Origin of the sequence: Moraxella nasibovis, from assembly GCF_029581575.1 — a bacterium.
In the GTDB taxonomy this organism is placed as follows: domain Bacteria; phylum Pseudomonadota; class Gammaproteobacteria; order Pseudomonadales; family Moraxellaceae; genus Moraxella; species Moraxella nasibovis.
Map to the genome: position 1 here is coordinate 1311307 of NZ_CP089975.1, position 20856 is coordinate 1332162.

15 protein-coding genes, 2 tRNA genes and 1 pseudogene are annotated in these 20856 nt (G+C 48.7%); 10 read left to right on the plus strand and 8 right to left on the minus strand.

The window, feature by feature from the left end:
* Positions 1–5 precede the first annotated feature (5 nt).
* The 6 genes and pseudogenes from LU290_RS06265 to LU290_RS06290 all read left to right on the plus strand — a co-directional run bounded on the left by LU290_RS06265 (position 6) and on the right by LU290_RS06290 (position 5316).
* Positions 6–1070 (plus strand): sulfate ABC transporter substrate-binding protein, encoded by a 1065-nt coding sequence (locus LU290_RS06265; protein WP_277807761.1) that lies wholly within the window; start codon positions 6–8, stop codon positions 1068–1070.
* A gap of 193 nt (positions 1071–1263) precedes the next feature.
* Positions 1264–2145 carry a sulfate ABC transporter permease subunit CysT gene (gene cysT / locus LU290_RS06270; RefSeq protein ID WP_277807762.1) on the plus strand — a complete coding sequence of 294 codons (882 nt, stop codon included), beginning with the start codon at positions 1264–1266 and terminating at the stop codon, positions 2143–2145.
* Positions 2146–2232: 87 nt separating this feature from the next.
* The gene (locus LU290_RS06275; protein WP_277807763.1) at positions 2233–2718 is read left to right on the plus strand and encodes a GNAT family N-acetyltransferase; all 486 of its coding nucleotides are present in this window, start codon (positions 2233–2235) and stop codon (positions 2716–2718) included.
* A 74-nt stretch (positions 2719–2792) separates the two neighbouring features.
* Complete coding sequence (cysW, locus tag LU290_RS06280; protein ID WP_277807764.1) at positions 2793–3641, plus strand: sulfate ABC transporter permease subunit CysW; 849 nt, start codon at positions 2793–2795, stop codon at positions 3639–3641.
* A 75-nt stretch (positions 3642–3716) separates the two neighbouring features.
* A pseudogene (locus LU290_RS06285) lies at positions 3717–4424 on the plus strand (sulfate/molybdate ABC transporter ATP-binding protein); the annotation flags it as partial.
* Positions 4425–4530: 106 nt separating this feature from the next.
* Complete coding sequence (locus tag LU290_RS06290; protein ID WP_277807765.1) at positions 4531–5316, plus strand: hypothetical protein; 786 nt, start codon at positions 4531–4533, stop codon at positions 5314–5316.
* Between the two features lie 204 nt (positions 5317–5520).
* Here the strand turns inward: LU290_RS06290 and LU290_RS06295 are convergent, their stop codons facing one another.
* Positions 5521–7245 carry an amino acid ABC transporter ATP-binding/permease protein gene (locus LU290_RS06295; protein WP_277807766.1) on the minus strand — a complete coding sequence of 575 codons (1725 nt, stop codon included), beginning with the start codon at positions 7243–7245 and terminating at the stop codon, positions 5521–5523.
* Positions 7242–9023: a thiol reductant ABC exporter subunit CydD gene (cydD, locus tag LU290_RS06300; RefSeq protein ID WP_277807767.1), complete on the minus strand. Its 1782-nt coding sequence runs from the start codon at positions 9021–9023 to the stop codon at positions 7242–7244. Before cydD ends, LU290_RS06295 begins: the two co-directional genes overlap by 4 nt.
* A gap of 279 nt (positions 9024–9302) precedes the next feature.
* Here cydD and LU290_RS06305 point away from each other — a divergent pair, with 279 nt between their 5' ends.
* Positions 9303–10304, plus strand: coding sequence for an ion transporter (locus LU290_RS06305; RefSeq protein ID WP_277807768.1), 1002 nt, complete (start codon positions 9303–9305; stop codon positions 10302–10304).
* 103 nt (positions 10305–10407) lie between these two features.
* Positions 10408–10884, plus strand: coding sequence for an MgtC/SapB family protein (locus tag LU290_RS06310; protein WP_277807769.1), 477 nt, complete (start codon positions 10408–10410; stop codon positions 10882–10884).
* Positions 10885–11071: 187 nt separating this feature from the next.
* Here the strand turns inward: LU290_RS06310 and LU290_RS06315 are convergent, their stop codons facing one another.
* From LU290_RS06315 to LU290_RS06325, 3 genes are read right to left on the minus strand one after another with little or no spacing between them, the layout of a single operon-like run.
* Positions 11072–12667: an efflux transporter outer membrane subunit gene (locus LU290_RS06315; protein WP_277807770.1), complete on the minus strand. Its 1596-nt coding sequence runs from the start codon at positions 12665–12667 to the stop codon at positions 11072–11074.
* Positions 12668–12710: 43 nt separating this feature from the next.
* Positions 12711–15845 (minus strand): efflux RND transporter permease subunit, encoded by a 3135-nt coding sequence (locus LU290_RS06320; protein WP_277807771.1) that lies wholly within the window; start codon positions 15843–15845, stop codon positions 12711–12713.
* An 8-nt stretch (positions 15846–15853) separates the two neighbouring features.
* Positions 15854–17287: an efflux RND transporter periplasmic adaptor subunit gene (locus LU290_RS06325; RefSeq protein ID WP_277807772.1), complete on the minus strand. Its 1434-nt coding sequence runs from the start codon at positions 17285–17287 to the stop codon at positions 15854–15856.
* A 458-nt stretch (positions 17288–17745) separates the two neighbouring features.
* Here LU290_RS06325 and LU290_RS06330 point away from each other — a divergent pair.
* Both LU290_RS06330 and LU290_RS06335 read left to right on the plus strand, forming a co-directional pair.
* Positions 17746–17819, plus strand: a tRNA-Cys gene (locus LU290_RS06330).
* Positions 17820–17843: 24 nt separating this feature from the next.
* Positions 17844–17930: transfer RNA gene (locus tag LU290_RS06335), tRNA-Leu, on the plus strand.
* A gap of 219 nt (positions 17931–18149) precedes the next feature.
* Here LU290_RS06335 and dacB read toward each other — a convergent pair.
* From dacB to dcd, 3 genes are all read right to left on the minus strand, one after another.
* The gene (gene dacB / locus LU290_RS06340; protein WP_277807773.1) at positions 18150–19724 is read right to left on the minus strand and encodes a D-alanyl-D-alanine carboxypeptidase/D-alanyl-D-alanine endopeptidase; all 1575 of its coding nucleotides are present in this window, start codon (positions 19722–19724) and stop codon (positions 18150–18152) included.
* Between the two features lie 30 nt (positions 19725–19754).
* Positions 19755–20042, minus strand: a complete 288-nt coding sequence (locus LU290_RS06345; RefSeq protein ID WP_277807774.1) for a polyhydroxyalkanoic acid system family protein — start codon at positions 20040–20042, stop codon at positions 19755–19757.
* A gap of 202 nt (positions 20043–20244) precedes the next feature.
* Positions 20245–20820: a dCTP deaminase gene (gene dcd / locus LU290_RS06350; protein ID WP_277807775.1), complete on the minus strand. Its 576-nt coding sequence runs from the start codon at positions 20818–20820 to the stop codon at positions 20245–20247.
* Positions 20821–20856 lie beyond the last annotated feature (36 nt).

Sequence of the window (20856 nt, forward strand, 5' to 3'; positions counted from 1 at the left end):
TTATCATGAAAACAAAAATTCTAGCACTTACTGTCTCTGCCCTTGCCCTGACCGCCTGTGGTGGCGACAAAGCCCAAAACACCCAGCAAGATGCCGCAGCAGGTAACAAAGCCAGTGGCTCGGTAGAACTGCTCAATGTCTCTTATGATGTGGCACGAGATTTTTATAAAGACTACAACCCTTTATTCATCAAGCATTATCAAAGCGTCAATCCTGATGTTACCATCAATGTCAAACAGTCACACGGCGGTTCAAGTAAGCAAGCCCTATCGGTCAAAAACGGTCTGGAAGCCGATGTCGTTACCATGAACCAAGGCTCGGATGTGGAATTGCTTGCCGACAGTCAGCTTGTAGATGGCAAATGGCGACAAAATTTCCCAAACAACGCCATTCCATTCACCAGCACCATCGTGTTCGTGGTGCGTGAAGGCAACCCAAAAGGCATCAAAGACTGGAATGACTTGGCAGTCAAAGGCAATGAAATCATCATCGCCAACCCAAAAACCACTGGCAACGGTCGCTACGCATTCTTGGGGGCGTATGGCTATGGCTTGCACAGCTTTAATAAAGACGAAGCCAAAACGCACGACTTCATCAAAAATCTCATCGCCAATGTCAAAGTCTTTGAAAACGGCGGTCGTGCGGCGACCACGACTTTTGCTCAGCGTCAAATGGGCGATGTGCTGATTACCTTTGAAAACGAAGCCAATGTCATCAAAGAAAAATTCAAAGGCACCGAGATTGTTTATCCAAGCTACACCGTCAATGCCGAAAACCCTGTGGCGGTCGTGGATGCCGTTGCTGCCAAAAAAGGCACGGCTGACATCGCCAAAGAATACCTAAATTATCTGTACAGCGATGAAGGTCAAGAATTGGCAGTAAAATATTTCTTGCGTCCAAGCAACCCTGACATCCTAGCCAAATACCAAGACAAATTCCCAGCCATGCAAACCTTCTTCCCAAATGATGTGTTCGGCGACTGGAAATCCATCATGGAAACCTACTTCAAAGAAGGCGGTGTTTATGACAAATTGGCGGTCGGTGCGACGGGCGAAGGGGCTGCCAAATAATCCTGCCATGTCAGCCTAAATATCAGCAAATCCACCTTCATGGGTGGGTTTGTTATTTTATCGCAAATAAAATTGACAAACCTATAAATTCTAAAAAAGAAAAAGCATATTCTATTTTATCAATAGCATATTTTTGTCAATCTTTTAGAATACGCTACAATCTTTATGAATACACGATTATAAATACACGACCATGACCAACCAAACCAAAACCCTACCCAAAAACAAACAAAGACGAGTCATGCCCTTTTTTCGCCTAAGTTTGGGCGTAAGCGTATTTGCCTTGTCACTGCTGGTGATTTTACCCTTTGTGATGATGATTTTGACGACTCTACAAATGGGCTTGGATGACATCATCACCACCATCAAAGAACCGCAAGTGTTCGCCGCCATCAAATTATCACTGTCCATGGCTGCCCTTGCCACTTTGACCAATCTGGTATTTGGTACGCTCATCGCTTGGGTGCTGGTTCGTTATGATTTTTGGGGAAAATCGCTCATCAATGCTTTGGTGGATTTGCCTTTTGCCCTACCCACCGCCGTCACAGGCATTGCCCTTGCCACGCTTTACGCCCCAAACGGCTTGTTTGGCGAAGTGTTTGCCAAATTGGGCGTGGCTTTGACTGGCGAACCCATCAAAATCGCCTTTACGCCGATTGGCATTTGGCTTGCTCTTGTGGTGGTGAGCTTTCCGTTCATCGTACGAGCCGTACAGCCTGTGCTTGCCGAGCTTTCGGTGGAATTTGAAGAAGCCAGTGCCGTGATGGGGGCAGGTCGTTTGACGACTTTTATGAAAGTGATTTTGCCAGAGATTGCCCCTGCCATGCTCATCGGTGCAGGCATGATGTTTGCCCGTGCCACTGGCGAATACGGTTCGGTGATTTTTATCGCAGGCAACATTCCCATGCAGTCAGAAATCCTACCGCTCATCATCGTCTCAAAATTGGAGCAATTTGATGTGGCAGGGGCATCTTGCGTGGCATTATTCATGCTCCTTGTGTCGCTTGTGGTGCTGTTTGCCATCAACTTTGCCCAATGGAAACTCTCGGCACGGCTTGGGGCAAAGACTAATTAACAGCAATTTTTATCTTTTTTGGTAGGGTGCGTACCACGCACCAAAATTTATAAAAATCAAGTAGTTAGACTTTTAACGAGGAAAATAATGAACCTAACAGTTGCCAAACTTAACCAGAATGATTTTTCGGATTATTACCGATTGGTCGGTGATGAAAAGGTCATGGCGATGATTACCGAAAGAGCCATTCCATTACAAGAAGCTCAAACAGAGTTTGAAAAAAAATTAAAAAAGAATGAGATACACCCTGATTTTGGCATTTTTAAAATTCTGGGTAAGGAAAATGGCGAGTTTATTGGTTTGGCAAAATTGGAAATTCAAGCATCGGACAGCACCGAAGCTGAACTTGGCTATATGCTACTGCCTGAATATTGGGGAAAGGGCATTGCAGGGAAAATTGCCAAAGAATTGATAGCATTTGCTGGGCAACAAAAGCAATTAACACGGCTGTTTGCCATTATTGACCCAAAAAACCTACCTTCTCGTAAAATACTGACCAACAATGGTTTTGTTCATCAAGAATACAAAGACTTTGATGGGCTTGATGGCGAGATTTTGGCACTGAAGTTATAAGTGCGTCAGCGCACCCTACGATTATATTCGATAATCATTTAAATCATCATAAAAATCAATCACTTGGAACAATCATGGCAACCCAATCGACTTATGACTATCAAAATCACCCTGCGACCAAAGACCCGCTTTGGGTCAAATGGACGCTCATCGCTTTGGCGGTGGCGTTTATGGTTGTGATGCTCGTTGTTCCGCTCATCACGGTGTTTTATGAAGCCCTAAGAGAAGGCTGGGCGGCGTATGTGTCGGCACTGACCGACCCTGATGCTCTGCACGCCATCAAGCTCACCCTCATCACGACTGCCATCGTCTTGCCAATCAATACCATCATTGGCATTGCCCTTGCCTATCTCATCACACGCCACAAATTCCGTGGAAAATTCATCATCACCACCTTGCTGGACTTGCCCTTTGCTGTGTCGCCTGTGGTGGCGGGTCTCATGTTTGTGCTGATTTTTGGGGCGAACACGCTCATCGGTGGTTTTTTTGAAAGCCTAGGTATTAAAATCATCTTTGCCACGACAGGCATTGTCCTTGCCACGCTGTTTGTGACTTTCCCATTCATCGCTCGTGAAATCATTCCGCTCATGCAGTCCATTGGCGACAGCGAAGAAGAAGCGGCATTGACTTTGGGGGCGAGCGGTTGGCAGATGTTTTGGCATGTTACTTTGCCAAACATCAAATGGGCGCTGCTGTACGGCATTATCCTAACCAACGCTCGTGCGATGGGCGAGTTTGGAGCGGTGTCGGTGGTGTCAGGACACATTCGTGGCGAGACCAACACCATGCCACTGATGATTGAAATCGCCTACAACGAATACGCTTTCACCACCGCTTTTGCCATGTCAAGCCTACTTGCTTTGCTTGCTTTGGTAACTTTGGCGGTGCAAAATGTGATGAGCAACAAACAGAAAAAACGCTAAAAACACACCAATTTAACACGCATTTTGGCAAATACGATGCCATCAACTTTTTAAAATTGACAAACTGGAATCATCATGAGCATTGACATTCAAAACATTCATAAGCAATTTGGCAATTTCACCGCCCTAAATGATGTCAGCTTTGCCGTCAATTCTGGCGAGCTTGCGACTTTGCTTGGTCCATCTGGCTGTGGCAAAACCACCCTACTTCGCATCATCGCAGGGCTTGAGACCGCAGATTCTGGACGCATTCATTTTGACGGCGTTGATGTTACCGACACGCCTGTGCAAAATCGTGGCATTGGTTTTGTGTTCCAAAACTACGCCCTATTTCGCCACAAAACGGTCGCCGATAACATCGCTTTTGGCTTGACACTGCTCAAAGACAGACCCAGCCAAAGTCAAATTGACGCACGAGTCAAAGAACTGCTTGACTTGGTGCAACTGCCCCACACCAAAGATCGCTATCCGCACGAATTGTCTGGTGGACAACGACAGCGTATCGCACTGGCTCGAGCGATCGCCACAAACCCAAAACTGCTACTGCTTGATGAGCCGTTTGGGGCGTTGGACGCAAAAGTGCGTAAAGAGCTGCGTTCGTCTTTACGCCAAATTCAAAAAGACATCGGCATCACTTCCATCATGGTAACGCACGACCAAGAAGAAGCGGTGGCGGTGTCTGACAAAATCATCATCATGAATCACGGCATCATTGAGCAAATCGGTACGCCAGACGAGCTGTCCGACAAGCCAAGCAGTGATTTTGTTGTGGATTTTTTAGGGTTATAAACCGACTTTGACGCTGGGTATTTGTTGGTTTTTGGTGAATTTATTTGCCTAAAAACGCCCACATTTGCTACAATGAGCGAAATTTTGGACGCAGTTTCTCATGACAGACCATTTCAACACGCACACAGACACAGACAAGCCACAAGGGATTTTGGATCATTTTGCACAGATCAGCGGACTCGATGGCGACCGCCTGTTAGAAGATTTGTTTTTTAATTGGCAGCAGACACTGGGCGGCTTAAAGCACAGCTATGCCAGCGCCACCAGTCGCATCGTGGATGAAGTGAGTCTGCCTGTCAGCCAAAAAATCATCAACGACGCTCTAAATACCTATGTGGTGAAAAATGTCGGTCTTTTGCATGATTTGCATCTAGACATTCATGACGGATGGCTCAGACTTGCCACCACCGTCAATATTCAAGGCATCTTTGCCAGTGTCGCCAGTAACTTTGAGCTTGTGCATTTGCAGCTTGACCGCCACACTCAGCGTCTGGTGCTGCGCCAAATCAGCGACACCGAAGTGATCGAGCTACACACCAAAGCTTGGTGGCAAGCGCCTTTGGCAAAATTTGCCTTGCGTGCTTATCATACCATTTTTCGTAAAGACCCCCTGCCCATGATTTTAAGTAATATCAAAATCAAAGGCGTGCCATTCACCGAACACAAAGGCAATGTCATCTATCTGGAGATTGGGCGTTGGCTGGGCAAGGTCGATATGATCATGAATAACATCAAAAAAGTACAGATCAATCACGGCATTTTAGAAAAAGAACAGCTGATCTTAAAGGCTGAGCCGAATTTTTCGGAGATTTTAAGCTTTGGCGATCCCAATGCGCCTGTCATCACTGACAAAGACAATCCCGCCAAGACGAAAACAAACAAATGACATCAATCAAACAAAGGGGCGTTAAACGCCCCTTTGTTTATGCCAACACCCTTTTAAAATACCAGATGACAAGTCTGCTTTCATCAGCACAATTTTCAGCGCAAAATTTTTAAAACTCATCTATTTTAAAATTCTATTTTAAACCTTGCAAACTTAAAGTTTGGTAGGGTTTGATTTTATCATATTTGCAAAAACACATGAAAATCAGCCCACTTTAAGCACATCCACTTCATCCATCTCATCCCAAATCTGATGGGTTGATATGGCAAGCACACCGATATCGCCTGCTCGCTGCATGTCAGTCAAAGCATTCCAGACGATTTGGCGAGTGGTGATGTCTAGCCCTGCAAACGGCTCGTCCAGTAGCAGCACCTTTTTGGGCGATAAGAGCAAGCGAGCAAGTGCCACACGCCTGCCCTGACCACCTGATATGCCCATGCCGTACTCGCCCAGTGGTGTATCCAGACCCTTAGGCTGCTGCCTTGCCCAGTCGGCAAGATTGACTTTTTCAAGCACCGCCCACAGCTCATCATCACTGGCAGAAGGCTTGCCCAGTCTCAGATTATCCGCCAAAGTCTGGTCAAAAATATCGACATTTTGCCCCAAAAATCCCAAAGACTGAGCAAAGTCCACACCATCAATATCCACGCCATCCACCAAGATTTGTCCGCCCATGCGTGGCACTTCCCCTGCCAATGTGGCAAGCAAAGTTGATTTGCCCGCCCCTGACGCACCGACGATGAGCACGGGTCGCTCTGGGGTGAGCATGGCATGAATGCCATTTGCACCCATGATGGCACCTGGCATTTTTACCGACACATTGTTTAAAGTAATGATAGGACGACCTTGCACAGCGGCTTTATCATGAGCCATCTGCACACCCAAAAGACCATTTACCCGCTCTTTGGCATTGATGCTGCGACCATAGGACAAAGGCTCAGCCACAAGCGCCAAGACCACTTCTGTCACGCCAAACACCCCCAGCGTCAAGGCAAGCACGATGGCAGGATTTAGGGCGTGATGCGTGTTTAAGTTTGTCAAATCAAACACCGTCACACCCTGCTCAAAGACAAGAGCCGCCGCCAGCAAAAGCGCCACGACCGCCAGTGCGATGCTTGCCTGAATGAGCGCTTGAGCGCGTCTTTTTTTGCCAAGCACCTGCATGGTTAAAGCATGATGATCATCATCATAGCCCAAAAGCTTATCGACGCTGTCCTGCCAGCGACCCCAAGTCAAAAGCGCCGTGAGCGCAGGCAAAGTATTGACAAGCTGACTTTTGCGCAGTACGACAAGCTGACTTTCACGGCGAGCCAATGCCACACCATTTTTTAAGGTCAAAAAGGCAATGGCAAGCGATAGCATCATGCAGACCACCGCCATGACCGCTGTCGGTATGATCAAAAACACCATGAGCGAAAGCAGCGCCACCGCCATGACCGCCACGACCAAAGGCGACACCACACGCAAGGGAAATTCATCCAGTGTATCGATGTCTTTCACCAGTCGCTGCATGGTCTGGCTGCTGTCGCCCTGCTGAGTGCGTAGCATGAGTGGCAGCCTTGCCCAATGCGAGAAAAACTTCACTCGCAACTCTTTGAGCAAACCAAACACAGCATGATGCGACACCACCAAATCACCATAGCGAGCCGCCGTGCGCACGATTGCAAAGCCACGAATGATGGCAGATGGCACCAAATAATTAAAGGCATGCGAGCCAACAGCAATCGCCCCTGCCACGCCCGCCATCGTAATAAACCACCCTGAGAGCATGACAAGACCCAGCACCGACAGCACGGTCGCAATGCCCAAAAGCCATGCAACGAGCCATAAGAGCTTTTGACTTAGCAAAAGATCTCTTAGCCGAAACTTGGCGTCATGATGCGTTTGTAGGGAGATTTGGCGGTCAGTTTTCATGGGTTTGTCGCTCATTGTTGCACCGCCTTTGTATTTTGGTTAGTCAAATCATGCACCACATCAAAGTCCACGCCCGCTTTGTCATGCGTCACCCAAATCACGGTCTTGCCCACACTCACCTGCGCCAGCAGCGCTTTGATTCGCTCTGCCGTCTGGGCGTCTAGATGCTCAGTCGGCTCATCAAGCAGCCACACTTTGGCGTCTTGCAACAAAAGCTGAGCGATGGCAAGTCGCTGCCCCTGCCCACCAGACAGTCCACCGCCACGCTCAGACAGCACAGTATCCAAGCCATCTGGCAGCTGAGCGATAAGCTCCCACAGCGCCACTTCCTTTAAGACCTGTATCAGCTCATCATCGCTGGCGTCTTTTTTGGCAAGGCGTAAATTATCAGCGATGGACAATGGCAAAAGCGGCGCGCTCTGCGACAGATAGCCAAAATGCGTACGCAACTTTGCCACATCGATCTCATCATAGCGTGCCGACCTACCCCCTGACTCAATGATGACATCACCTTCAAAGTCGCCAAAGCCCAAAAGAATCTGCAAAATGGTGGATTTGCCCGCACCACTTGCCCCCATCAAGCCGTTCATCTTGCCTGCCTCAAAGGTCAAACTGGTGGGCGACAGCCGTACTCGACCATCATCACCAAAAGCGGTGATGTTTGATAAATGAAAACTGAGCGCAGAATCTGGCTCAAACACCACATCGCCTGTGCGTTTATTTTTAAAATTCAGCATGGGAGCGACTGCCTTAGCACACGCCACCGCCTGCCCTTTGACATGGTATTCGGCACCAAGTCGGCGAAGTGGCGCATAAAACTCAGGCACCAGCAGTAAAATAAACAGCGCTGCCCCATAAGTCGTCATCACCTCACCCTTTGCCCAAGGCAGCACACCCATCAGCCCAAAGCCCAGATACACCGCCACCAGTGCAATGGATAAAGCAGATAAAAATTCTAGCACCGCACTGTTTAAAAAAGCAATTTTTAGCACCGCCATCGTGCGTTTTCGGTAGTTTTCCGAGCTGATGCTCATGTCCGTGACAGCGATGTCCACCGCACCCAGACGAGATAAAGTATTGACCCCACGAATCCAATCCAAAAACCGACCACCAAGCTGTGCCAATGCGTCCATCTGCTCACGGCTTTTGCGAGCGGTGGCAATGCCAATAAACGCCATAAAAATCGGCACAAGCGGTGCGGTCAGCAGCAATATCAAAGCCGCCGTCACGCTATAAAATGCCACGCAACCCGCCAAGATGATGGGCGTGGTCACAGCAGTCATTTTTTGGACATGAAAGCGAGCATAGCCGATAAGATGATCAGGCTCATCGATGATCTTGCTTGCCAGTGCGCCATCGGCACCAAAGTAACGCCGAGCCTGCCCAAGCACCCCAAGCTTGTCATACAGTCTGGCTCGCACCGACTTGGCGACCGTCAAGCCTGCATTTGTCAAAAGCACATCTCGCCCATAGCCGATGGCGATTCGCCCAAGCAAACACGCCAAAAGCAAAGCAAGGCTTAGCATCAGCCCACTGCCCACCACCTCACTGGGCAAAGGTTCGCCACTGACAAAGCCTTCCAACCAACCACCAAAAATTCGCACCAACACACCCGCCTGCACCACAAGCACCAATGTCCCAAGCACATCCAAAAGCCATGCCATCATCATGGATTTTTTGACAGGTTTGAATGCCGCCTTTAAAAAGGCATTCGCCATGATGTCCTCTTGGGAGCGACCTTGGCGCTTGGGCTTGGCGGGTCTTGTGGTGGCGTGCGGAGGCTGGTGAGTCATATTGACGGCTTTTTAGGCAAAATAAATGTCTAATTATCGCTAAATTTGCCTAATTTTTCAAGACACAACGAGCAAAACAGACATTTTAACCTTATTTTTCATGGTACACAGCACAACAACACATCAAGACAGCCTCTTAATCTTGAAAAATATATCAGCATTAAGCAAAATACACCAATCAAGTCAAATAAAAGACACCGCCTCTAAGAACCCCGCCATGCTTTTTTTTAGTCATTTCATGTTAAAATAATCCACCCAACCTCATTCATTTTCTCAGTCATGTCAAGCTCACCCACCCTACGCCAAAAAGCTTACGCCCTACTTGAACATCATAATGACCACACACCCTCCTCAACATGGGCAACCATTCTTGATATAACCTTGGTTGTGCTGATTTTACTGAACGCACTTGCGGTGATTTTGGAGTCGATGGACAGCATCTATCGCCACCATCAAGATTATTTTTGGGCATTTGAGATTTTCTCATTGGCGATTTTTTTGACTGAATATGTCCTGCGACTGTGGGCGGTGGGTGAGCGCAACGACAAGCAACCATGGCAAGCTCGCCTAAAATGGGCAACAAGTTTTGGTGCGCTGATTGATTTGCTTGCCATCTTGCCAGTATTTTTGCTTGGCGTCAGTGATGTGGATTTGAGATTTTTAAGGGTATTTCGACTGCTTCGCTTATTTAAGCTGACTCGGTACTTTAAGTCTTTACGAATCTTATTAACCGTCTTGGAAAAAGAGCGGGCGTCGTTTGGGGCGGTGGTATTCATCTTGTCATTATTGATCGTGATGGCATCAAGTGGCATTTATCTGGCGGAATATGAAAGTCAGCCCGATACCTTTAACTCCATTCCTCATGCGATGTGGTGGGCTGTGGTTACACTCACCACAGTAGGCTATGGCGACATCACACCAATCACGCCTTTTGGTAAATTTTTAGGGGCAATCATCACCATCTTAGGTGTGGGCTTAGCCGCCTTGCCCGCTGGTATTTTGGCAACTGGTCTGACTCGTGAATTAGAAGCCCAAAAACAAGCCAGCTTGTATCAGCTATACGATGAGCTGATGGCACTGCCTTTGGAGGGGCTGCATGACAACAACAAAATCACCGCCATTGCCGACACCTTAGGCATCGACCGCAAAAACCTCCAAGAAACGCTCACCCAAGCACTTAGAGAAAAGCGCCTACTCCTCAAAGAAGAAGCACTGGCTAAGCGTGAAGAAGCATTGAATCGCCAGTGTTTTTGCCCTTATTGTGGTGGCAAGATGCCATGATACAGGTGCAGATGATTCTGGCAATCACCAAAATGTTTTGCTGTCGCTCATCAGATTTTCTGCTATAATGCGCATCCACATCGACATCCGTGAAAAGATAATTATGTTTGATATGAATCATGTACTATCCACCCTATTTGACTTTGATTTAGAAATCGTGCTGACGCACATCGTGCAGATGGTGGTGGCGTTTGCCTTGGTGATGCCCATCGGCTATCATCGAGAAAGTAGCCGAGAGAACATCGGACTTCGCACCTTTCCGATGGTGAGTCTTGCCAGCTGTGGATTTATGCTCATCGCCCTTGAAACCATCGGTGATGATGGCGGTATGGGCGAGCTGATGGCAGGCATCATCGGTGGTATCGGCTTTATTGGCGGTGGCGCCATCTTAAAAGAAAAAGGCACGATCGAAGGCACATCGACCGCAGCAGCGATCTGGTCGGCAGGCTGCATCGGTCTTGCTGTAGCGATGGGACGACTTGAAATCGCTGTGGTGGTGAGCATCTTTACTTATCTGATTTTTCGACTTGCCAATCCCATCAAAAAGAATCTTATCGAGCAGTTAGACGATGCCCATTAAACCAAAACTTAGCGCATCAAAGCGGGCTTATACCTGCTTTTTTTATCATTAAAAACTCTGATTAAGCTTGGCAAATTCACGATCTTAATGCGTAAAAAATCACAATTATTACCCCCCTCTTAATGCCCAATCAAACCCCCTCATAAAAAACGCCCATCCAAAGATGAGCGTTTTGTGTCATGGGCAATCACTGCACCAAGATGCCGTTTTGGTTGGCAGGCTCGATGACATTGACATTGGCAGGTGCTGGCTGCACCACTTCCAATGCAGGTGCTGACGGCTCAGCTGGCTGCACTTGCTCACTGCTAGCAAGCGCCGCTGTACGCATGGCTGCACGCTGCTTATCGATGTCGGCGATTTGCTCGGCGGTCAAAGTTGCGCCACCACCAAGCACTTGGTAGAGCTCAATTTGACTTAGAATCTTTTGCAATTCTAGGTTTAGAATGCTTTGCTGATTGCCAAACAAAGAACGCTCAGCATCAAGCACACTCAGATAATTATCCAGACCCGAACGAAAGCGAGCATGAGCAATCTGATAAGTCTGCTGATAGTTTTGTTGAAGTTTGTACTGAGATTCTAGCTGTCTGCCAAGCGTGGCACGAGATGCCAAGACATCACCCACTTCTTTAAAGGCGGTTTGGATGGCTTTTTCGTAAGACACCAAGGCGCTTTGCTGGGCGACCTGAGCAGCCTCATAATTGGCACGGCGCATGCCTGCATCAAAAATCGGTAAGTTGATGGCAGGTCCTGCTGACCATGCAAAGGCGCTTGATTGTAGCAAATTGCTTAGGCTTGATGAGCTAAACCCCAGATTACCCGAAAGGCTGATCGATGGGAAATATGCCGCACGCGCGACATTGATGTTCGCCCCTGCCGCTTTCAAGGCGTGCTCCGCCTGCACGATGTCAGGACGATAATACAAAAGCTCGCTGGGCAGACCTGTACTAAACAGTGTCTGCGTGGTGATATTATCCACCGCCATGTCAGGCATCAGCTCATCAGGAATCGGTGCGCCAAGCAGCAGCTGCAAGGCGTTGCGCGCCTGCAAAATACCAGTATCCGCCTGATAAATGGCAAGCTTTGCCGCCTCCAAAGACGCTTCGGCTTGCAGGCTTGGCGAACGAGCATCAATGCCAGCAGCAAAGCGCTTATTGGTGATGTCAAGCGAATGCTCACGAGTCTTAATGGTCTCAATGGCAAGCTGTCGCTGCGCCAGTGCATAGCTTAAATTGACATAGCTTTGAGCAATGCCAGAGATGAGCGAGATCTGCACAGTGTCTTTGGCGGCGTTGGTCGCCAGATAGTTGTGCAAGGCTGCGTCTTTGGCATTGGCAACCTTACCCCAAAGATCCAGCTCATAGCTTGACATACCAAGACCGACATTATAGCCAGTGCTGGCATTGCGATCCATTTGGTTTGCCGAGCGGCTTGCACCACCAGACGCACCGAGCTTTGGCACAGCATCAGCAGAAGTGATTTGATACTGCGCACGAGCGCTTTGAATGGCAAGCACCGCCTTTTGAAGGTCTTTATTGTTGTTAAGACCGATTTCAATCAGCGATTTTAGCTTAGCATCAGCATAAAAATCCTGCCAACGCATTGACGCCATACTAGGTGCCTCAGCGGCACTGATGGTGTCTGCATCAAGCACTTGATACGCCTGATCGACTGCCAAGTTTGGCTGAGCGACCATGGTGGTGGCAGGTTTTGGAATCGTACTGCACGCTGAGATCGCCAATGGCAATGCCAAGAGCGCAAATAGACGATGATTTGTAGTTTTCATGATAATCTCCTTAGGCGCCTGTAATACGCTTGGTATCAGGCGCTTAGTGTGCGTCTTGTTTGGCGGCTTTGAGTGGGAACAGTGAACGCACCCAGATGTAGAACATCGGAATAAAGAACACACCCAAGAAAGTTGCTGCAATCACCCCACCCAGCACGCTTGTACCAACGGCGTTTTGACTGCCAGAGCCTGCACCTGTGGCGATGGCAAGCGGCACAACCCCAAGACCAAAAGCCAGCGATGTCATGATGATCGGACGCAGACGCTGACGAGCTGCCTGCATGACCGCCTGTTTTAAGGTATGCCCTGCTTCTTGTAGCTCTTTGGCGACCTCGACGATCAAAATGGCGTTTTTCGCCGACAGACCAATCACCGTCAAAAGACCCACTTGCAAGTACACATCATTATCAAAGCCACGCAGCCAAGTAAAGATGATCGCACCCAATACACCAAGTGGCACGATGAGCATCACTGAAAATGGAATCGACCAGCTTTCATAAAGCGCCGCCAAGCACAAGAATACGACGATGATCGAAATGGCGTACAGCATCGGCGCTTGTGAGCCTGACTGCTGCTCTTGCAGAGTCAAGCCAGTCCACTCAAAGCCAATACCATCAGGCAGCTGACTGGCGATCTCCTCCATCGCAGCGACTGCCTCGCCATTCGATCTGCCTGCTGCTGGCGCACCTTGAATGCTCATGCTTGGTAAGCTGTTATAACGGCTCAAAGTCGGCGAACCATAAGTCCACTCGCTAGATGAGAACGCATCAAAGCCGATCATATTGCCAGTGTTGTTACGCACATACCATTTGCCGATGTCCTCAGGCGTGGTGCGAGCGCTTGGCTCACCTTGCATATACACCGCCTTAATACGACCACGATCGACAAAGTCACCGATCTTCGCCGAACCCCACGCCGTAGAAATCGTGCGGTTGATGTCGCTGATACCAATGCCGTAGGCTGATGCTTGGGCATGGTTGACATTCACTTTGAGCTGTGGCGCATCTTCTTGACCATTTGGACGCACGCCTGCCAGCACTTCTGGCTTCTGCGCTGCCATGCCAAGCACCATGTTGCGAGCCTCTAACAGCGCCGCATGACCCACACCACCTGTGTCTTGTAATTGAAAATCAAAGCCGCTGGCATTACCCAAGCCTTGAATCGCAGGTGGCGCAAGCGTGTAGACATTGGCTTTATTATACTGAGTCATGAAATAACCCATCGCCTTGCCTGCCATGCTTGACGCATCCGAACCTGGTGCCGTACGCTCATCCCAGTCTTTAAGACGAATGAACGCCATGCCCATGTTCTGACCGCTGCCCATAAAGCTAAATCCTGTGATGGTAAACACAGATTCGATGTTGTCTTTTTCTTGGCTGTTAAAATATGCACCCACATCATCAAGCACCGCTTGGGTGTCTTTAATGGTAGAGCCGACAGGTGTCTGCACCATCGTAAAGAGCATGCCTTGGTCTTCTTCTGGCACAAAAGAAGTCGGCAAACGCATGAACAGCAAACCCAAGATGGCGATGATCACCGCATAAGCGATACCAAATAGCCATCTGGCGTTAAAAGTTCTACCAACAAAGCTTTCGTATTTATTACTCGCCGTACGGAACATGCGGTTAAACCAGCCAAAAAAGCCTTTTTGGGTGTCGATGTCTTTATGCGCTTGACGCTTTAAAATCGTCACACAAAGCGCAGGCGTGAAAATCAGCGCAACGACCGCCGACAAAGTCATCGCTGTGATCAAAGTCACCGCAAACTGACGATAAATCACCCCTGTTGAACCACCCATGAACGCCATCGGCACAAATACCGCCGACAAAATAAGCGCAATACCGATCAGCACTTTACTGATCTCGTTCATCGACTGAATGGTGGCATCTTTGACAGAGATGGCAGGATTTTCCTCCAAGATACGCTCGACATTCTCCACGACGACGATCGCATCATCGACAAGCAGACCAATGGCAAGTACCAAGGCAAACATGGTTAAGATATTGATACTAAATCCTGCGACATACAGCACAGCAAATGTACCCAAAATCACCACTGGCACAGCAAGGGTTGGAATGATGGTGGCTCGCCAGTTTTGCAAGAACAAGAACATCACCAAAAACACCAAGACGATCGCCTCGATGAGCGTATGCACCACCTGCGTGATAGACAGACGCACAAATGGCGTGGTGTCATAAGGCACGACCGTTGTCAGACCTTTTGGATAACTTCTGGCAAGCTGATCGAGTCTTTCTTGTACCGCTTCACGCACCTGCAAAGCGTTGGCACCTGATGCCAGCATGATGCCAATACCTGCTGCCTCTTTGCCATTATATAGCGAATTAAAGCCGTAGTTTTCAGAGCCGATCTCGACACGAGCGACATCTTTTAGGCGAACTTGCGCCCCGCCAGCATCGGTTTTGATGAGCACATTACCAAACTCTTCGGCAGTTTGTAGATAGCTTTGGACAGTCACGGTGGCATTGATCACCTGACCTGCCTCATCTGATGGTGCTGCCGCCAGCTGACCTGCCGAGACTTGGGCATTTTGAGCTGAGATGGCAGCGGCGATGTCTGATGGCATGAGCGAATAAGCACGCAGCTTTTCTGGGTCAAGCCAGATACGCATGGCATATTCAGAACCAAAGACATTGACATTACCCACGCCATTGACACGGCTGATCTGCTCGACGATGTTTGAATTTAGATAATCAGCGATGTCCGTCTTGTCCATGCTGCCATCTTCGGAGATGTATGCCACGACCATCAAGAAAGATGATGAAGACTTACTGACCGTCAAGCCTTGCTGCTGCACCGCCTCTGGCAATGCTGCCGTTGCCGCTTGTAGCTTATTTTGTACCTGCACTTGGGCGATGTCAGGGTCTGTGCCGCTTTCAAAAGTAAGCTGAACCGATGCCGAGCCTTGTGCTGACGAGCTTGATGACATATACATCATGCCGTCAAGACCTGTCATCTGCTGCTCAATCACCTGCGTGACAGAGTTTTCCACCGTCTGAGCATCCGCACCCGGATAGACAGCGCTGACCGTCACCGTAGGTGGTGCAATCTCAGGATACTGTGAGATGGGCAGTTTTAATACCGCAAGCACACCCACCAACATGATCAAAATGGAGATGACCCACGCAAAAATGGGTCGTTCGATAAAATACTTAGACATGCCCGCTCCTACTGTGCTGTGGTCGCATCAGCAGCTTTGGACGCTGACTCATCATTTTGGGCATCGCTACTGCTTGGCGGTGCCATCACGGTATTTTGACCTTGCTGGGCAGGCTGAGCGGCTGTGCCTTGGGTGGCATTTTGAGCGGCTTGGTCGGCAGGCGCATATGGACGAGTCTCCACCACCTGATCTGGCTTGACTTTGGCACCACCGACGATGACCACATTATCACCTTGCATCAGACCCTCTGTGATGACCCATTGACCATTAAAAGTGCCAGCCGTTTTCACCATGCGAGCCTCGATTTTCTTCTCGGCATTCACCACATACACCTGCGTTTCACCTTTTGGCGTACGCATGACGGCACTTTGTGGCAATAAGGTGGCGTTATTGACAATCGACTGCGCCAAATTGGCATTCACATACATACCTGGAATCAAGATGCCGTCTGGGTTTGGAAATACAGCACGGATTTTAACAGCGCCCGTCGCTTCATCGACACTGGCATCAGATAAGGCAAGACGACCAATAATCGGATAAGGCTGACCATCTTCTAAGACGATCTGCACATCGCTACTGCCCTCACTTGCCTTACCCTCAGCGATCTGCTGGCGAAGTCTTAACATCTCTGACGATGACTGACTGATGTCCACATACACATAGTCTGTACGAGTGATGGTCGCCAGTGCATTGCCTTGATTGGCAGCCACCAACGCACCATTTGTCACCGCTGAGATGCCGATTCTACCGCTGATCGGTGCTTTGACGATGGTACGGCTATAATCCAGCTCACTGGCGCTCAGGCTTGCTTTGGCACTATTGATGGCAGCATCAGCACTGCCAATGCCTGCACGAGCCTGCTCTACGGTCGCTTTGGCAGCCTCGACATTCGCCTCAGCGGTACGCACCGCCGTCACCGCTTGGTCATAGACTTGCTTAGATACGGCATCCGCCTCCACCAAGCCTTGTAGTCTTGCCAAATCCGCTCTCGCCTGCGCCAAGGTCGCTTGCTGAGCCACTAAGGCTGCTTGCGACTGAGCATATGCGGCACGGGCATTTTGAGCAGATGCCTCAGCATTAGCAATCGATGCTCTGCCTGCATTGATGGCACTGGCGTAATTATCTGTATTGATGCGATACAAAGGCTGACCGGCACGCACAAAGCTGCCTTCACGGAACAATACCTCATCAATGATGCCCGTCACCTGCGGACGCACCTCTGAAGTCTCAACGGCGGTCACACGCCCTGAGAAAGTCTTACTGATGGGAATAGCGCCCAGATTCACTGTCTGCACATCCACGACGGCAGGTGGCATTTGCTGTGAAGCGGCGGCTTGGTCGGCTTGACCTGATTGATTGCAAGCCGTCAAAAGCGCCATGCCAGAAAATACCGCAGCGATTGCCGCTGCACGGAAATTTCGTTTCATAAACACCTTACTCATTTAATCATTCGTTTGTCATCATAATCATAGTTTTACTGCTTTAATTTTTTAGAGGGTTGCTCATCAAAAATACAAAGCAAGCGACCAAGCAAGCGACTAAGAAAGTAAAACCCTAAAACCACACGAAATGCCCCATCGGTCTTTCTGATGAAGCACTTGCCATTGCAGCTTTGCATGGCAAATTTGTATGGCAAATCAGCGTAAAACCCAAACATTTTGCGCATACATAAAGCTTACTATTATACTTCAAAAAACCCATGAAGTTTAGTTTTTATTTTTAAATTTACCAAAAAATCAGCTTGTATTTTTGACAAAACTGTGTGCAACTCGCCTGCTTTTTGCCGCTTTGGGTGGGATTTTTGCCATTTTTGAGAAAATTTATGCCATTTGCTGCATTTTTTATGAAAAATCGCTTGCTTTTTTCAAAAAATTTGCTATCATAGCGACCTATTCAATAAGGCTGGATGGCAGAGTGGTCATGCAGCGGACTGCAACTCCGTGTACGCCGGTTCGATTCCGACTCCAGCCTCCATTTTTTAAATCTACAGATTCATCCGCCCGGGTGGTGAAATTGGTAGACACAAGGGATTTAAAATCCCTCGCTCTTACGAGCGTGCCGGTTCGAGTCCGGCCCCGGGCACCATCTCATATTTTTTGGCATTTGCCATACTCAAAAACCCTTAAAGTCAGTCGCTTTAAGGGTTTTTTGTTGTTTTAATCATGGATTGTATTGGTGGGTTTTATTGTTGGTGCATGGGTAAATTTGCCAGCTTGACGCATTTGGCTTGTTGATGCGTCAAGTTGATATACCAAGGTTTGTTAATGCGTCAAGACTGACCAGACAAAGCGAGTAAAATCGCACTCAAAGCATCGCCACATGAGAGAGCATCTCATCAAGTACGGCTGACACCTTGGCATCGTGACCTGCATTGGGCGCATTGACCATCGCCACGAACACATACCACTTGCCATCACGCCCCATCACATAGCCCGCCAGACTGCTGACATCGTTGAGCGTGCCAGTCTTTACATGCGCCCGTCCGATGGCAGGATGACTGGCATCTCTTTTTGCAAGATTTGCCATCGTGCCTGAAATGCCCGCAACAGGCAACGAGGCTTTAAAAATCTCAAAGTCTGGCTGCTGATAGGCAAACACCAAAAGCTCCGCCATCGCCTCTGGTGTGATGGCACAATCTCGGCAAAGCCCAGAGGCGCGGCTCATCACAGGCGGCTGGCTTTTTAGATGCTTTTTCCACCAGCGATCGATGAACGAAAACGCCGAAGGATAATCACTCACCGACACCTCGCCTGACGCCAAAGGCAACGACAGCGCCACCTGCTCAGTCATGACATTATTTGAATACTGATTGATGAGATGAATCTGCTCACCCAAAGGCTTGGACAGCGACACCAGCCAAGGCAGCCCCATCGACTCACGAGCCTTCGCCATGACAACTTCACCAGAAAACGCCGCATCCAGCTTTTGCCATTCACCCTGCACCGCCTTCATCGCCAGCCGATCTGCATCAAAAAAGGTCAGCCAATACGAACGACGACCGCAGTCGGCATTGGTGCCGCCAGTGACCAAAAGACGGCTGTCAGACAGATTAAGCTGAGATTCTGTCAGGCAGCTTGACTGATTGGCGGCGATTTGATTTGGTGCGTCAAAGTCTGCCAATGTTGGTAGCACTTGCACAGCAGCACCTTGGCGATCACCTGCCATAAATACCTTTTGCTGTCTGCCATCACCATCTTGGCTTACCACCTCACGACCCGAAGGCAGCACATCCACCTCCACCGTGCCAAAATTCACCAAAAAAGCATTTGGTGCGGCATTATAAGCACGCATTCCCTGACCATCAAAGGCGTGCGTGTCAAATTTGACATCACGAAATGCCAGATTATCGATGATGATATCACCCTGAATGTGGCGAATGCCCCGTGCCTGCACTTGTGTGAGCATGGCACGCAGGTGCTCGTGCGTCATCGCAGGGTCGCCATTGCCTTGTATGACAAGGTCGCCATGTAGCGTACCATTGATGATCACGCCTTTGGGCTGAACATAAGTCGCCCAGCGGTGATGCTCACCCAGCGTATGTAGCGCAATGTAAGTGGTGATGAGCTTTTGGGTGGAGGCAGGCGTGCGAGGTGTGTCGGCGTGATGTCGAATGAGGGGGTTTTGGCGCAGCATTTGTCCTGACGCTGCGCCATTTTGACCCTGCCGAGCCGACAATGGCTCAACCCAAAGACTCACCGCATCAGCAACCAAGCCTGCCTGAGCCATCTTATCACGCACGCTTTGCGGTAGCGCGTCATCTAAATTCGTCATCGCCACACCCTCGCTTGCGGCTTGCGCTTGTACACAAAGCGGCGCACCCATCATCGCCATCAATAGCACGCCCAAGATGGCAGCTCGCCCAGCCCTACCGTGTTTCATTACAAAACCCATCATCTCATCAAACACAAATCACGCAAAATAACGATCAAGACCTTCTTGAATGCCTGAGCTAATCATGCCTTTAAGTGGCTTTGCCAAAAACGCCAAATCCGCCTCAAAAATGACCTTATCTGCATCCAAAAAAGCACGCCCATCGACGCCTGCTTTATTGATTGAGACCGTGTCGGTGTCTGCACCTTCTTGATAGACAGCATCCAAGCCAAATTCATCTTTGGCTTCTTGTAGCCATTTTTTCGCCTGCGTGCGTGCTGTTTGTAGATCAAAATTATGGCGTTTTTCAATGCGAATGTCTGACATATCCACTCCTTAATGTTTTAAATATCAATGCTTTAAATAGCATTACTTTTAAAATAAATCATTCGATAAAAAAAGATTGTCCATTGTAGAACAATCTTTTGGATAATGCGATGAGATTTATGTAACCAAATTCTCACCGCTGATTTTTATTTGGCGCTTAGGTTTTTGACGGTTGGTTTTTCGGCAATTAGGTTTTTGGCGCTTAGGTCTTTGGCAAAGTAACGCCCGTTTGCCCTTGATATTTACCGCCACGATCTTTATAAGAAGTTTCGCACACATCGTCAGCGTCCGATTGGAAAAACAACATCTGAGCCACGCCCTCGCCTGCATAAATGCGTGCTGGCAAGTTGGTCGTGTTACTAAATTCTAAAGTCACATGACCTTCCCATTCAGGCTCAAGCGGTGTGACATTGACGATGATGCCACAGCGAGCGTAGGTAGATTTGCCAAGGCAGACAGTCAAAACATCTCGTGGGATTTTAAAATATTCCACTGTGCGAGCCAGTGCAAATGAGTTTGGCGGAATGATGCACTCATCACCAACAATATCCACAAAACTTTTTGGGTCGAAGTTTTTTGGATCGACGATGGCAGAATGCACATTGGTAAAAACCTTAAATTCATTGGCGCAGCGAACATCGTAGCCGTAGCTTGAAGTGCCGTAGCTTACGATTTTATCGCCCTGCTCGTTGTGGCGGACTTGTTTTGGCTCAAAAGGTGAGATCATCTCGTGTTCGGTCGCCATTTTGCGAATCCAGCGGTCTGATTTGATGGACATGAGTTTTCCTAATGTTAATCTGATTTTAAAATGTGC